Below are 14,661 nucleotides of genomic sequence, written 5' to 3' on the forward strand. Positions count from 1 at the left end.
CACCCACGCCCTCGTTTTGGTCGCCGGAATATGCTGTTGTCGCTCCATGACGATGACCGCCGATGAGCTTCCCGACGACCTGAACGCGCTCAAAGCCATGGTGCTTTCGCGCGAGGCGGAGAACGCTCGGCTGCGCCAGATCATCAAGGAATTGCAGCGCCATCGCTTCGGCCGTCGCGCAGAGACGCTTCCAGAAGATCAGCTTCTCCTGGGGCTCGAAGAAGCTGAACAGGTCGAGGCAGACGGTCTGGAAGGTGAGGAGCAGGCATCGAGCGATCTGCGCCGGGAGCGGACTGCCAAACGGCGGACAAACCGCGGCGCTCTTCCCGCCCATCTGCCGCGCATCGATGTGGTCATCGATATCGAGAGCCATGACTGTCCCTGCTGCGGCAATGACCTACACCGGATCGGCGAAGACGTCAGCGAGAAACTCGACATCGTGCCGGCGCAGTTCCGTGTTCTCGTGGTGCGCCGTCCCAAATATGCCTGCCGTGCTTGTGAGGAAGTCATCGTCCAGGCTCCGGCTCCCGCGCGGCTGATCGAGGGCGGCATTCCGACCGAAGCGACCGTTGCCCAGGTGCTCGTTTCCAAATACGCCGATCACCTGCCTCTTTACAGGCAGGCGCAAATCTACAAGCGCCAGGGGATCGACCTGGACCGCTCGACGCTCGCCGACTGGGTCGGTCGAGCCGCCTGGCATCTGCGCCCGGTTCACCAGAAGCTTCTCGAGCACCTGAAGGCCTCGTCCAAGCTCTTCGCCGACGAGACGACCGCCCCGGTGCTCGATCCGGGTCGGGGAAAGACAAAGACCGGGCAGCTTTGGGCATACGCTCGCGACGACAGGCCATGGCAGGGAGCCGACCCGCCCGGTGTCGTCTATGTCTATGCGCCCGATCGCAAGAGCGAACGGCCGATGGCGCATCTCAATGGCTTCGTCGGCATTCTGCAGGTCGACGGATACGTTGGCTATCGAGCGCTCGCCGCCGGCAACAGTGTGTCTTTGGCATTCTGCTGGAGCCACGTGCGTCGGCGCTTCTATGAACTGGCGGCGGCCGGTCCCGCGCCCATTGCCAGCGAAGCGCTCAGGCGCATCGCCGAACTCTACAAGATCGAGGACGATATCCGCGGTCTCACCCACGAGGAACGTCGCGCCGTTCGGCAGGACAAGAGCCGTCCGATCATCGACAGCCTCGCACCATGGCTGACCGAACAGCTCGCTCTCATCAGCCAGAAGACAAAGCTCGCCGAAGCCATCCGGTACACGCTCTCGCGCTGGGACGGCCTCACCCGCTTCATCGACGACGGCCGCACCGAGATCGATTCCAACACCGTCGAACGCTCTATCAGGCCGATCGCCCTCAATCGGAAGAATGCATTGTTCGCGGGCTCCGATGCCGGCGCGCTGAGCATTGGGCGATCATCGCTTCCCTGATCGAAACCGCCAAGCTCAATGATGTTGAGCCGCTGAGCTACCTTACCGGTGCGCTAACCAAGATTGTGAATGGTCATCCGAACAGCCAGCTTGATGACCTACTGCCATGGGCCTACGCCGCAAGCAAAAGGCCCGCAGCCGTGCGGCATCCCGCCTTGACGGCTGATGCAGATGATTTTCTGACCGGCTAGTCCGGCCGATCATCGCAAAACGCCCAGCAGGGTCTCACGGGGCGACCCGCCTTCTGCATCATGGATTACGAGGGAAACCGTCTCGAAGAGAACTTCGATCATGACGTCATTGAAGGATATCAGCCAAAGTCGTGGATTTAGGACCTTCCACTCGGTTGTTTCCTCCCCGCCTATAACTTCATTGAACACCCATGGATGGACCGGATACCTGCACCCTTTCAGCCCTTCAACGTTCATCGGCGTTATTCGAAAATCGATAACGTCCCGAAATTTGAGCACCACGTTGCCACTTCCCGACTGGGGAGAGGCTTCATAGCAGACGTAGGCGTCCTTACCATCGTAGAGCACTGAGGGGTTGGCGACTGTCCCTAACTCTGGAAATGCCTCTCGGGGCCTTAAGACTTGCATGATTTGATCGCTGCCTGCTTCGGTTGATCAAGGCACCGTTCCGATCATTTAGCCACTTTGTCAACACAGCTAGTCATGAGCCTGATCACCATGGGCCGTGGTCCAAGAACACCGCTTACTCTCAACCGCCGCTTTTACAGCATCTGAGCAGGCATCCGACACGACCAGGCCAAAAGGATTCAACATCGGCTCTGGTAGGCCGTACTCGTCACTTTCTCCGATCGATTTCCTACCTGAGAGTGCGTAACGTACGGTCGCCCAGAGGGTCCAGGCCAGTGCGATCTCGCCCTCCTGCTCCTCGTAAACAGTGCTTGCCGCAACGGTCTTCGAGATGAGACCTAATTCTTCAAGAAGCATGGTGGAAATCAAATGCGCGGCGCAGTCCGCTAACTGGATGCCTGCCACCAACTTGGAATCGCAGCCGAGTCTTACCGTCGCGTCGGCTGGCATTTTTGCGTTGGTACGCCTCATGCCCTCATCGAGATGAACTGTTGCAATGTGCGTTCCCGGCGGGACATCAAGGTTTGAGAGTAGCGCGGCGACATGGGTCACGATTTTGGCACGCTCGGAGGTTGGGCAAACGGCCACCCCGATCTTACAGTCGTTTAAGATGATCTGGAGACGTTGGCGCAATTCCTGTGCCGCCGGGTTCCCATTCATCTTCATGCTGCTCTTAAACTCGTCGCGGGCGGGATCGAAACCGCAATCCAGTAAGGCCTGAACAACTTCTTGCTGAACGTCAGAATCGGAACACACTGCCGCCACGACGATGAAGTCTCCGCGAACGTGAATGCTCTCGTCTACGAAGACCTCCAGGACGGTATCCATCGTGCTGTCGGCGCTCAAAATACCTTATAGCCCGCGCGACCACCGCAACGGTAGCCGTCCGGCGACTTGTGTTCATTCAGCGTGAGAGACTGGGTTTTCCTCGTAAAGATTTTTTGACAGTACGGACATTGCACCTTGTAGGTCTGTTCAAAGCCACCGATCCCGCGAAATGCCTTGGTTCGCCGGGTCCGAACCAGCGTCGAGCTTCCCACCCGACGAGTTCCTTCGCTGAAGGGTTTACCGAAGTAGGCTTTGCGGGCTTCTTCTCCTGCCTTCGACAGCTCGATTTCGAACTGGGGCTCGAAGGTTTCATCAAGGATGGCAAGCGATTCAACGTCAGTGTTGAAAAAGGTCTTTATGCTGGGACCGCGCGTCCGGTCCCAAGCATAGAAGTACTCACGCGCACGTCTGCCTTGCGCCTTTTTGTACGAGAGGGAATACGGCTCGATCACCCGCTCAACGCCATGATAGCCGATCTTCATAAGTTTTCTTGACGCCCCGGCCTCCATGATGAGGTTACGGTGTTCGGGGCCGTAATAGAGCTGCTCTCCCCAGCCTCCGCCGCGAACCCCACCGAACAACTGCTCGATAGTATCTTTGAATCCCTCGGTCGCGCGTTCGAAGCTGAAGCGCGTCGCTTTCGGACATTTTATGTACCTTTCCCAAACACCGCTGAAAAAGCTCATGGGAATGCCTAGCAGTATGCTTTTGGCTGCCGCTGGACTGGCGCTGAAAATTGTCTTGCCCAGGAATGTGCGAAGAACCAACGCACGGTCCAGTTCGATCGAGCGGTCAATGAACGTGGCGTAGACCAGATCAAATAGATCGTGGGAATGGCGACGTTGGATAAGGCATTTCAATTTGCTAGCAACCACCTCCTCCAGAGCCATGCAGGTAATGTCGGCAGTACAAGCGCCTGCATCGGAGTACGGATGGATGAGCTTGCGTGTGGTGGCGGGTAAATAAAGTCGGTCTAAGCCTGTCATATCGACTTTGATACTGATGGTCAGATCGTCTTGCTTGCCGAAGAAGTCCGTGAAATACACGCGCCCCTTGTAGGAACGTCGTGTCTTGTCCACCATCGGACCAGGCTCAAATGTATTCCGGTTTATCAGAAACTCGACGCCACATGCCGCCTGTGCTTCGCGGCAAGCATTATTAATCTCTTTAGCAGTCCGCTCCACGTCGACGGCATCACTGACGGAAAAGTCCAAATCGGCAGAGAACCGCGTATCGGGATAATACGCCTTGCGTAGGCAGTTGCCGCCTTTGAACACGACGCGCGCGCGAAGAAAATCATTCTCGTATATCGACTTCAGCAGCCAACCGAAGACGTAATCCCGCTCGACATTCGGATGATGAATGTCGAATTCCAATGCTTTGGCTTTTATTTCATCCTGATCGATCATTGCGCCAACATACTTATTTTTGGGCAAATATGTCGAGGATGATGGTCAGTAATCACCAGCAATGTGCGGCTTTTAAGGTTCGGACTCTTGAGACTGCCATAAGATGGTCAAGGCCCCCCCGGTGAACACTATTTGAGAGACATCACCGATGGCCGTTTCTGAGAGGCGGCTCGGCTAAGCTCAATGACCGATATGGGGCGCGTTGCCGTTGGGCAGTACAGGGCCGACAGCGGACCGGCGGACCGGCGGCTGTTAGGACCGGATCGCCGAAAGCTGCCGTCCATTCACATCGAGCAGTTGACTGTTGATCGAATGATCGGCCCAGACCGCTAGCCGACTGGCAGCCTCTACTAAATAGCGTTTAGGGTAACGACCGCTTAGGGAGGCGATGAGGGGTGGGCCCGAGTTGAAATTAGAGATCGTGGCCGCGGTTATGGTTGGAGGTAGCGATCTGGCGATGGGCCTGATCGCCACGGGCGCGGCAAAGCCGCAGCCGCGCGGTCGAGCCAAATCCCATCTAGTTTCGTAGATTAGGGGCGCGACCTTTTTGGTAGCGGTGACGTGTGAATGGGCGCGCGAGACTGTATATAGATAAGGCGGCGCGCAACCGCCGATCAAAGTGCGAGCGAACAGGCGGTAGCGATGGATGACGACGAAAGTGCGAGCGGCAAGTTCTCCGGCGACAAGCTCTGGAAACTCGCGCGCGGCGAACCGCTGACGGCTGCCGAAGAGATCGCACGCGGCGGGCGCGAGCTCACGACCGAGCGCCTCGCCCGCGAGTATCTGGAGTCACCGTCGGTCAAAATGGCGCGGGAGCTTTGCGATTCCCCGGCGGCAAAGCTTGCCCGCGATTACGCCAACTCCCCTGCGCAGCAACTCGGCAAGCGGGTCGCACTCGGGCTTAATCCGGCCTTTGGAGCGGCCGAGACCGCGCGCATGGAAGCGATGCGCAAGGTGCTGGAACCGTCTATGGCACTGGCGGCGAAGCTAAATGCGATCCAGCCATTGGCAATCGACCATGCCAGGCTCGCCTCGATCGGCGCGATCATGCCGTCGATTGAACCCAAGGTGATTTCGGCGATCCAAGGCGTGCAGCCGCTCAAGATCGATTCGTCGTTGGCGAGCGCCGTCAGCCAGGTGCAGCGGACGCTCGAAGAGGCAATGGCGCCGCTCGGCGGCATCGGATCGGCGATCAAGCAGTTCGAACAGCAGCACCGTGCCGTCCAGAAATCGCTGCTCGCCTCACTTGCCGGGCCGTTCGGTGACATCGCCAAGACCTCGCAATGGGCGAACACGCTCGGCCGGATCGACACCCCCGATATCACCAAACTGCTCGGCGGGGGACTTGGCACGGCGATCGACGACATGCGCGGCGCAATCGCCAAGAACTTCATCGGCTCGGCCGCGCTCGATCAGGCCAAGATGAGCGCGATGCTTGGGCTGACCGCCCGGTTCGAAGCACATTTCGCGGCGACCCAGCTCAAAATGTCGGCGCTCGCGGGGATCGGCGAAGCGTTCGACCGGCGCAGCCATTTCCAGCTCGACGCCTATCATTCGCTGTTCGGCGAATGGCGCACGCGCGTCGATCTGCCGGAAAATTTCTGGCGCGACGGGCGCGTGCGCAAGCGCATGTACCGCGAGGCCGAGGTCGATGAAGGGCTGATCGTCGCCCAGCCCGGCATGGCGCTCGAGATCATGATCGAGAGCGGGCTGACAGCCGGGCTTCGCTCCGAGGCCAACGCCGTGGCGGTGGTGACGCTTGGCGAAGTATCGATGACCGTGCGGTCGCGCGGCACCAGCAAGGATGCCTATGCGCTGGTCGGGCGGTTCGAGCAGGAGCTGCGCGCCTATGTCGAGCGCAAGCTCGAAGAGCGCTTCGGTCCCGACTGGTTCAAGCTGCGCGCGTCGAACCTGATCGGCAAGGCAAAGGAGATCCGCAAGGCGGCGATGGCGCGCGGTGAAGCCTTTGTCCCCCTCGTCCATTTCACCGAACTGGGTGAGCTGTCGGGAATCATCCAGAGCACAAAGAACTGGGATGACGTGTTCGGCGATGTGTTCGTCGAGAAGACCGAGTTCGACCATGATATGCAGAAGCTGATCGCGGTCCGGCGTCCGACAATGCACATGCGCCGGATCGATGGCGTGCGCCTCGTCGAAGTGATCTGCGTGGTTCAGCGGCTGTCCGAACAGATGGCGGACGATGGCGCGTGGAAGCTCGCCGCCGAATCCGACCGTTAGCGGGCCGACAGCGGACAGGTTGCTTTCGGACGGTGGGAATAGGGAAGCGGCCGATCGAGCCGCGACGGCAGCTAAGCGAGCGCGTCCTGCGAGAGGATATCCGCTTCCGAGAAGAGCCCGAGCCCGCGAATATGCGCTATCGCCGCTGCGGGATCGGCCACGAAAAGAACGACCGCCAGGTCTTGCCGAGCACGTGTGCAGCAAACGTAGAAGAGCCGCCTCGTTCGCTCGACGCTGCTTTCACCGCCTTCCTCCAGCGTCTTTTTGTCCCGCGCGGAAAGCTCCTTAAGCCCAAAGTATTTTTCATAGGAGAATTGAAAGTGCGTGCCTTCGTCGTCGTCGAGGACAACAAGCACGCGATCAAACTCAGCGCCCTTCACGCCTTGCTGGGTAGAGAAAGGCGACTCCTCGTTGACGTAAGCCTGATAAGGACGGAGCTGATTGGCCGGGCACGCGAGGAACGCGGCCATCGAATTGATCTCGTTTGAAGGATCTTCCTCCCCCTCCGCTTCACCGTCTTCGTTCTCTTCGGCTTCGGGTTCGTTCGCCGCGACATCTTCAAGGTAAGCGGACAGGCGGGGGTCAAACGCCACCAAACAGCTTTCTTTGGCAAGCATCAACACGTCACGGATGGTCGCCTGCGATTCCGGCCCCATCAGCTCACCGATCTGATTACTCACAGCCTGAAGTTGATTGAGGCGCTCGGCGACGTTCACTCCTTGCAGGTTGGCCTTCACGAGCAGCGGTGAATGGAGGCGAAGCAGTCGCATCGTATCGAAGTCTCGCCCGTCGCGGACAGCCTCCGCAAGCGGCAGGAGAAACGAAACCAAGGGTCGCAACGGCCAAGCCGTCGCGTCCAGAAATCCATTTTTGAAAGCGTCCGGCGCCCTATCGTTGAACGCTGCGTAGAGGTCTCCGAAACCCAATCGCTTCGCCGCCATGCGATGCACGATCACCAGCATTTTCACCGGATCGTTCTCGGCTACGGGCTGCCACATCTCGTCATTGTTTGCCTTGGCAACCCACGTCCGAACTTGCGCCACGCGTTCGTCGCGATGAGCGTCGGTCGGCAGGACGAACAGTCGCGCCGTGCCTACGAACGGCACCTCCTGCTCGCCTTCTTTCTTCTTCCGGCCGCCGACCTGAACCAGATCGTCGCCGTCACGCCGGATAGCGTTCGCGAGATTCAATACCGTGGTCGGCGAACGGAAGTTTTCCGGCTTGGGGATCGCCCGCCAACCGTCAGGTTTCGGAACCGTGCCGATGCCGGTGGGATAAATGCGCTGCATCGGGTCGCCGAAGAACCCCAGGCAAAAGCGGGCCTGCTCCTGCTGCTGGACCGCCATCAAGGCTTCGACGACGACGGGAAAGGTATCCTGGCTCTCATCCACGAAAACGAACGGAAATTGCTGCGCGACGAGAGTTCGGAAAAGCGGGCGATGGATCATCAACTGCGAAGCCATCTTGATGATGTCGTCGTGGCCGAGGATGCCCTTCGCGTAATCACTTCCGGTTCCATAAGTGAAGGTACGAACCCGAGTGATAGCCTCGCGCTGCTGCTCGTAACGCACGATATCGCGGGCGTTCTTGTCCCGCGTTTTCTGCTGAACGCGAGGGCCAAAATTGGCGGCGGCGCGCTGCAATTCACCGATCCGCTCATCGATCCTGGTCGCGACCCAAGCGGCGATATCTTGCTGGAAGCCGCGCGCGATCGACCAAAGGAAACTATGGATCGTGGAGACGTGAACGAGGGGGTTATTCCCCACGTCCGCCCAAATCTCCGCGGCGGCGATCTCAGTATAGGTGATGCAAGCCACGCGCTGCCTGCGTAGCCGCAAACGCTCGCCGTGGATGGCGAGGATCGAGGCGAGCCCCTTGATCAGCGACGTGGTTTTGCCCGAACCCGCCCCGGCGACCATGTTGAAGCTGGTCGGCGGCTGCGTTTCCAGGCAGTGCCGAAGATCTACGTCGGCCTGCGTATCGGGCTGTTGCGCGCGGCTACTCACCGACCCCGGCTCCTTCCATTTCGGCCTCTACTTCCAGATCAACCTGTGCCTTGAGCCAAATGAGACCGTCGCGAATGTACGCCGGAACCTGCCACTCTTCCGGTCGGGCCGTAAGCACCCCAAGGGCGAACTTGGTCTTGTCGAACTTGTCGCCGCTGACCCGCTTGTGAAGCCCCACCGCCAGCGCCGCAGGATCAGCCAGTGCACCGCGTAAGCGGAGACCCAATTTCCTTTGTTCTGCGCTCTGGCACCAGTCGGCGTTCTCGAGCCCGAAGGCTTCTTCCAAAGTCCGCCCGGCCAGTTCGGCGTTATGACCATTCCATACGACCGGCACGGGCGTCTGATAAGCAACCCGGACGCGGGTCGTCCCGTCCGCCGGGGTTTCTTTTTCCTGCTCCGTCGCCGCGAATAGATCGTCGATCGACTGCTTTGCGGGAAGCCATTTCACGAGAGTCTGGTTGGAAGTGACCGCCCCGACCACACCGGGCAGGCATTTCTTACCGTAGCGTCGGGCGGGCACAGGGTCGGCGCCTTCGCCAGCCGGTGCGGGCAGAGCAACACCGCCCAACAACGCCTCTTGGTTATCAACGGCTTCCGCTTCTACTTCGACCTCAAGTTCGTCATCGTCATCATCATCGCCATCATGGTCGGCAGGCAACAGGGTAACGCTGTCCACGTCGGTGATAATCAACGTGACGATCCCAAGGAATTCAATCAGCGATTTGAATTTGTGACCGAAGGCGCCGCCAACCTCAAGAATGCAGATGCAGGAGGATCTTAGCGATGTCGCGGCTTTCGAAATCATGATGGGAAGCAGCAATCGCTCGACGTTGCCCTCCACGAGCACGGCGGCATCCGAGAAAAATAAATCGCAGTGGGTGAGCTTCAGATACCGTTGCAGAAAATCGCGATGCTCTGTTTCCTGCGCGTAGAACGCGGAGAGGTTGAGCACTTCGGTGACCTGATCGTTTCCGACCAGGTCGCGCCGGAAGTAACGGATCGGCTGAAAGCCGCGCTCGTACAGGACGTGCGGCGAGTGCGTTGTAATGACCGCTTGGCTGGCGAATGATCCCCCGGCCTCACCCGGTATGACCAGCAAATCGAGAATGTTGCGAATGAACACCTGCTGGAGTTGCGCATGTAGGTGCGCCTCGGGCTCCTCGATGAAAATGAGATGGAGGGGGGCGCGCTTCTCCTCTTCGGCCTTCCAGCGCTCCTGAAGGTCGAGCACTTCGACCACCATATAAATCAGGTTTTTGAAGCCAAGCCCGTTGTAGGTATCGGGCAGCATGATCGTATGCGCGCCTTCGCCCACGATGTAGTGGACGCGTGCGTCCTGCGCCATGATGGACGCGGGGTTCAGGGCCGACTTGATTTCGAGCCGTGGGTTATTGATGCCGGGATAACCCAAGCGTCCCAATCGTTCCAACGTGTCCTTGAAAACTTCCGCGAGATGATTGTCGAGGCCCACCTCAGACTCGAACAATGCTTTGAGCGCCTGATGGTCGTCCTGACGCTGATCGAGATTGCGCTGATAGAAGCGACTTAGGCGCTTAGACAAATCCTCCGAACGGCCGCCACCGCCGGACACCGTTGATGGGTCCGCGAGGTGCCTCTGCGCGTTCAGAAAATCGACCTTGATGAGCGATCTCAGCACGGCAGCGCCGCCCGATTCGTGGCCCAGAGGCAGCGGCTGATATCCTTCCACCGCCCGAAACTTCGGATCAAACTGCGTGTGATCGAGGACGAAGTAGCGCAGCTCGTATTCGCGTCTCAGCTCCTCAAGAAGGTAAGCCGATAGCGATTTCGGCCAAGGCACATAATCGCCCGCGCCACCGACCAGCGCCGCCGCCTTCGCCCGGCCATCATCACGGGCGGCGCGGTAACGCTGGATCATTTCGGCGATGTTTTTCGGCGCCAGTTCTACGCGGATGCCAACCAGCGTTCCAGCCCAAGCGGTCGAAGGCAGAATGGGTATAACAAGATAGAGGTCTTCCGCTCCTACCTCGAACCAAAGGTCGAGTGAGACGGTAGGAAACTCTGCCTCGGCGATCTCGCCCTCTCGTTCGCCGATCTCATCCAGCAACGGCCAGACATGCGAGCTGAAATCATACAGCGAGAAGGCATCTTTGCCACCGGAGAGAAACATCTGCATCGCCTGCGTGGCAGATGTTTTTCCGCTGTTGTTCGCCCCAACGAAAATGGAGATGTCGGATGCAAGCTCGACATGCACGTCCCGAAGTCGGCGGAAATTCCGAAGCCGATAGGAATGTAGGTGCATCGTGTTCCCCCCAGGATGGAGACTTCTGGCTGACAACCCGTTTGTGAATCGTAAACACACACCGTTCCGGCGGTTGAATCTGAGAGGTCGGGCTGTCGCCGGTTTCTAATACAGCTCATGAGCGTCCGCTTTCAGGACTCGAACGGCCGCGACTTAATGTCCGAGATGGGGCGCAAAGCGGCCATCCGATATGCCGCCGGCGAAGGTCAACAACGGTCAGGACGCCGGTTCAGGCTTTGCGGCGGAAAGGCAGAGATGAGCCAAGGGAGCCGTTCTTCACGAGCCCTGTGCAATGGCTTGTTGCGAGGATGTTCACGTTCTGGGCCAAAAAGATCGCATAATCTATCGTCGGGAACTTGGCGACTGTGAGCGCTGTCACGCGATGCGCTGAGAAGAATTCGAATCGAACAGTGCTCGTATATCGTATATCTGATACGTGCCTAAAAGAAAGCGAGATCGCCTTTGCCTTAATTATGGGAGGCGATGCCTTGGCAGACCACGTTCCCGTTCGCCTCCCGTGTCTCGAAAGCTTGAGCACGATTTGTTCATTCGACCCGCTCGGAATCCATATGCAGCGGCCGAACCCATCCCGCCCTCGCGCCATTCGGCCGGATCAGCGCGCTTCGGATTGCCGGAGCCCATCCATGGGAGCAATATAAGCGAGACAGAATATTCATCGGGTTGTCTGGGGGAACTCGGCGATCATGTTACGGCACCGTTTGATCTTCCCCGTTGCCGGCATCGTCCTCGTTCTAAGTCTCGTCCTGGCCGGCTTATGGATCTGGACGGGAAACGTCATCGTTTCGTTCACGTCCGAACGCCTGATCCGAGAGGTGACGCAGGCCGTGCATCGCGACGTCGGTCAATTGGTGCGCGGCGCCGACAAGGCGGTATCCCGCTTGGCCAACGGTCTTGTTCGTCACGACGTGCCGCTCGGCGATCCGCATGCCATCGCACGTGAGCTCTATGCTTTGCTGGCCGAGGAACCCGATGTCGACTGGATGTTCTTCGGCAACGAGGCCGGCGGGCTCGTTTCGGTCGGGCGATTGGCAGACTCGAGCAGCGTGTTTCTGATGAGCGATGACTTTCGCGCCGGCGCCGTGCGCGAATTCGACGCATTACCAGATGGCCGGGTTGGCCGCCTGCGGAAGTCAGAAGGCGCCTTCGATTCGCGCGAGAGGGTCTGGTACACACAGGCGAAGGAGACGGGCAAGCGGTACTGGACCGAGCCCTATCTCGGCTTGGTCGAGCCGGTCCTGGGCATCTCGCTCTCCGCGCCGGTCTTTGACAAGGGCGGCAATTTCGTCGGGGTGTGCGGGATCGATCTCATCCTCACGCAGCTTTCCAGGTTCTTGCAGACGCTTGAGGTCGGCGAGAACGGACGAGCCTTCATCATCGATGCGACCGGACATTTGATTGGCGCGTCGGGAGGGGTGTCCCCCGTCACGATCGGCGCCGACGGCGGGCATCTGCGCCTGCAGGCGTCAGAGGCCACCGATCCCATCGTCCGAGAAACTGCACGCTATCTTCATCGAAACCCGGACATCGCCGGGTCCTCGTCAGCGGGGTCGCGCGTGTTTTCCTTCAGTGACCCCGAGCGCGGGAGGATCTATGCGGCGGTCGATCATGCCGCACTCGGCGCACTCAAGTGGACCATCGTCTCGGCAGTGCCAGCTTCGGATTTCCTCAGACCCGTGTATCAGGCGGCCTATCTCTCGATTGTCGTCGGCGCGGTCATTGTCGCCGTCTTCGTGGTCCTCGGACTGGGGATGGTCGGACGCACGCTGCGACCGCTGACAGACCTCACCCAGGCGGCGCATGCGATCGCAAAAGGGGAATGGTGCGAGGTACCCAAGGTTCGTCAAAATGATGAAGTCGGCCTGCTCGCGCAGGCGTTCACGCTCATGACGTCCCGCCTCAAAGAGACGTTGGAGGGCCTGCGTCGAAGCGAAGCGAACTTCGCGGAAGCTCAGCGCGTCGCCCATGTCGGCTACTGGGAACGCGATCTCAGCACGGACTGTCTCACCTGGTCGGAGGAGACATACCGCATTTTTGGGCTGACGCCGCGTGCCGGTACGGTGGTCAGTCTGGCCGAAGCAACTGAGCGGATACATCCCGAGGATCGGCCGAGCTGGAGCCAGGCCGCGGCGCGGGCCTTGCGTGGTGAATCCCGCTACGACTTGGAATACCGCATCTTCCGGCCTACCGGCGAACTGCGCATCGTTCACAGCCAGGGCGATCTGACAAGGGACGCATCGGGCCAGCCGCACAGCATGTTCGGTACGATCCAGGACATTACCGAGCGCAAGCGGGCGGAAGAGGCACTGCGAGACAGCGAGGAGCAGTGGAGAGCCGTATTCGAGAACAATCCGACCATGTATTTCATGGTGGACGCCACTGGTATCATCGTTTCGGTGAATCCCTTCGGCGCGGAGCAGCTCGGCTACACGGTTGACGAACTGATCGGCCGTCCCGTACAGGACGTTTTTTACGAGGCGGACCGAGACGCCGTCCAGAGGCATGCCGCCACATGCCTGGAACATCTGGGCCAAGCGATGAGCTGGGAGCTGCGCAAGATTCGCAAGGACGGCTCGATGCTCTGGGTCCGCGAGACGGCCCGGGCGATGATGATCAAGAAGCGACCCGTCATCCTGATCGTGTGCGAGGATATCACAGAGCGCAAGCGCGCCGAAGAGGCGGCCCGGTGGAGTGAAGAAGAGCTTCGCCAGGTCATCGAGACCGTGCCGGCAATGGTGTGGACCGCCTTGCCCGACGGCCGCGTCGATTTTATCAATCGGCGGGTGCAGGAGTTCACGGGCTTGTCCCTCGACGGAACGTTGGGAGGGAGCTGGGAGCCCAAAGCCCGATTTCACCCGGACGATGTCGAGCAGTATATGTCCAAGTGGCGTTCGTCCTTGGCCACGGGCCATCCGTTCGAGGCTGAGGTCAGGATCCGTCGTGCCGCTGACGGCGAATATCGCTGGTGGTTTGAAAGTGCCGTCCCGCTCAGGGATGAACACGGAAACATTCTTAAATGGTATGGTTTTCTCGTCGAAATCGAGGACCGCAAGCGGGCCGAGGAGGCGCTGCAGAAGGCGCAGGCCGAACTTGCGCATGTCACGCGTGTGACAACGATGGGCGCGCTGACCTCCTCCATCGCCCACGAAGTCAACCAGCCGCTGGCCGCCGTGGTCACCAACGCCAACGCCGCGCTGCGCTGGCTCGCCAGCAAACCCCCCAATATCGCCGAGGCGCGGGAGACGCTGGAGCGTGTCGTGCGGGACGGGCACCGGGCGGGCGAGGTTATCGGCCGCGTGCGCGCGCTCCTCAAGAAGACGGCCACCGTGACGGCGGAGGTCGACCTGAACGGCCTCATCGAAGACTCGGTAGCTCTCCTCAAGGGCGAGGTGCGCAGCCATCGAATTCTGCTGCGGACCGAGCTGGCGCAGGATCTCCCGGCCGTCGAAGGTGACCGGGTTCAATTGCAGCAGGTGATCCTGAACCTGGTGATGAACGGCATCGAGTCCATGAAGAAGGTGGCGGACCGGCCGCGGGAGCTGCTGATCAGATCCCGACGCGACGCATCCGGAGCCGTGCTCGTGGCGGTACAGGACGCCGGCGTGGGGCTGGATCCACAGAATGCGGAGCGGGTGTTCGAGGCGTTTTACACGACCAAAGCCGAAGGTCTGGGCATGGGCTTGGCCATCTGCCGTTCGATCATCGAAGCGCACCGGGGGCAGCTATGGGCCGAGGCGAACGAGCCTTGGGGAGCTGTGTTTCAATTCTGCCTGCCGTCAATCGCCGGCGATGGGGCTCCTGACGACGCTGGCTAATGCATGTCGCCCAAAAGTGTGCGCGGTTTTGGGAC

7 protein-coding genes and 1 pseudogene are annotated in these 14,661 nt (G+C 59.8%); 3 read left to right on the forward strand and 5 right to left on the reverse strand.

Features of this window, described 5'->3' with window-relative positions; translation table 11 throughout:
• Positions 1-46 precede the first annotated feature (46 nt).
• Positions 47-1,623, forward strand: a pseudogene (gene tnpC / locus PZN02_RS26440) (IS66 family transposase).
• A gap of 9 nt (positions 1,624-1,632) precedes the next feature.
• Here tnpC and PZN02_RS26445 read toward each other — a convergent pair.
• The 3 genes from PZN02_RS26445 to PZN02_RS26455 all read right to left on the reverse strand — a co-directional run bounded on the left by PZN02_RS26445 (position 1,633) and on the right by PZN02_RS26455 (position 4,268).
• Positions 1,633-2,031, reverse strand: a complete 399-nt coding sequence (locus tag PZN02_RS26445) for a hypothetical protein (protein ID WP_280661921.1) — start codon at positions 2,029-2,031, stop codon at positions 1,633-1,635.
• Positions 2,032-2,100: 69 nt separating this feature from the next.
• On the reverse strand, positions 2,101-2,859 hold the full coding sequence (locus PZN02_RS26450) for a hypothetical protein (protein WP_280661922.1): 759 nt from the start codon (positions 2,857-2,859) through the stop codon (positions 2,101-2,103).
• 14 nt (positions 2,860-2,873) lie between these two features.
• Complete coding sequence (locus PZN02_RS26455) at positions 2,874-4,268, reverse strand: nucleotidyl transferase AbiEii/AbiGii toxin family protein (protein WP_280661923.1); 1,395 nt, start codon at positions 4,266-4,268, stop codon at positions 2,874-2,876.
• Between the two features lie 642 nt (positions 4,269-4,910).
• On the opposite strand from PZN02_RS26455, the gene PZN02_RS26460 reads away from it, so the two are divergent.
• A complete protein-coding gene (locus PZN02_RS26460; RefSeq protein WP_280661924.1) occupies positions 4,911-6,506 on the forward strand; it encodes a hypothetical protein in 1,596 nt (531 codons plus the stop codon).
• Between the two features lie 71 nt (positions 6,507-6,577).
• Here the strand turns inward: PZN02_RS26460 and PZN02_RS26465 are convergent, their stop codons facing one another.
• Positions 6,578-8,425 (reverse strand): UvrD-helicase domain-containing protein, encoded by a 1,848-nt coding sequence (locus PZN02_RS26465; protein WP_280661925.1) that lies wholly within the window; start codon positions 8,423-8,425, stop codon positions 6,578-6,580.
• 79 nt (positions 8,426-8,504) lie between these two features.
• A complete protein-coding gene (locus tag PZN02_RS26470) occupies positions 8,505-10,793 on the reverse strand; it encodes an ATP-dependent nuclease (protein ID WP_280661926.1) in 2,289 nt (762 codons plus the stop codon).
• A gap of 869 nt (positions 10,794-11,662) precedes the next feature.
• On the opposite strand from PZN02_RS26470, the gene PZN02_RS26475 reads away from it, so the two are divergent.
• Positions 11,663-14,626 carry a PAS domain S-box protein gene (locus PZN02_RS26475; protein WP_280663290.1) on the forward strand — a complete coding sequence of 988 codons (2,964 nt, stop codon included), beginning with the start codon at positions 11,663-11,665 and terminating at the stop codon, positions 14,624-14,626.
• The last annotated feature ends 35 nt before the right edge of the window (positions 14,627-14,661 follow it).

This window comes from Sinorhizobium garamanticum (assembly GCF_029892065.1).
GTDB lineage: Bacteria > Pseudomonadota > Alphaproteobacteria > Rhizobiales > Rhizobiaceae > Sinorhizobium > Sinorhizobium garamanticum.

Bases quoted from the DNA above. Each gene is read 5' to 3' on its own strand.
- PZN02_RS26445 (WP_280661921.1), bottom strand. From the start codon at position 2,031: ATGCAAGTCTTAAGGCCCCGAGAGGCATTTCCAGAGTTAGGGACAGTC.
- PZN02_RS26450 (WP_280661922.1), bottom strand. From the start codon at position 2,859: ATGGATACCGTCCTGGAGGTCTTCGTAGACGAGAGCATTCACGTTCGC.
- PZN02_RS26455 (WP_280661923.1), bottom strand. From the start codon at position 4,268: ATGATCGATCAGGATGAAATAAAAGCCAAAGCATTGGAATTCGACATT.
- PZN02_RS26460 (WP_280661924.1), top strand. From the start codon at position 4,911: ATGGATGACGACGAAAGTGCGAGCGGCAAGTTCTCCGGCGACAAGCTC.
- PZN02_RS26465 (WP_280661925.1), bottom strand. From the start codon at position 8,425: ATGGTCGCCGGGGCGGGTTCGGGCAAAACCACGTCGCTGATCAAGGGG.
- PZN02_RS26470 (WP_280661926.1), bottom strand. From the start codon at position 10,793: ATGCACCTACATTCCTATCGGCTTCGGAATTTCCGCCGACTTCGGGAC.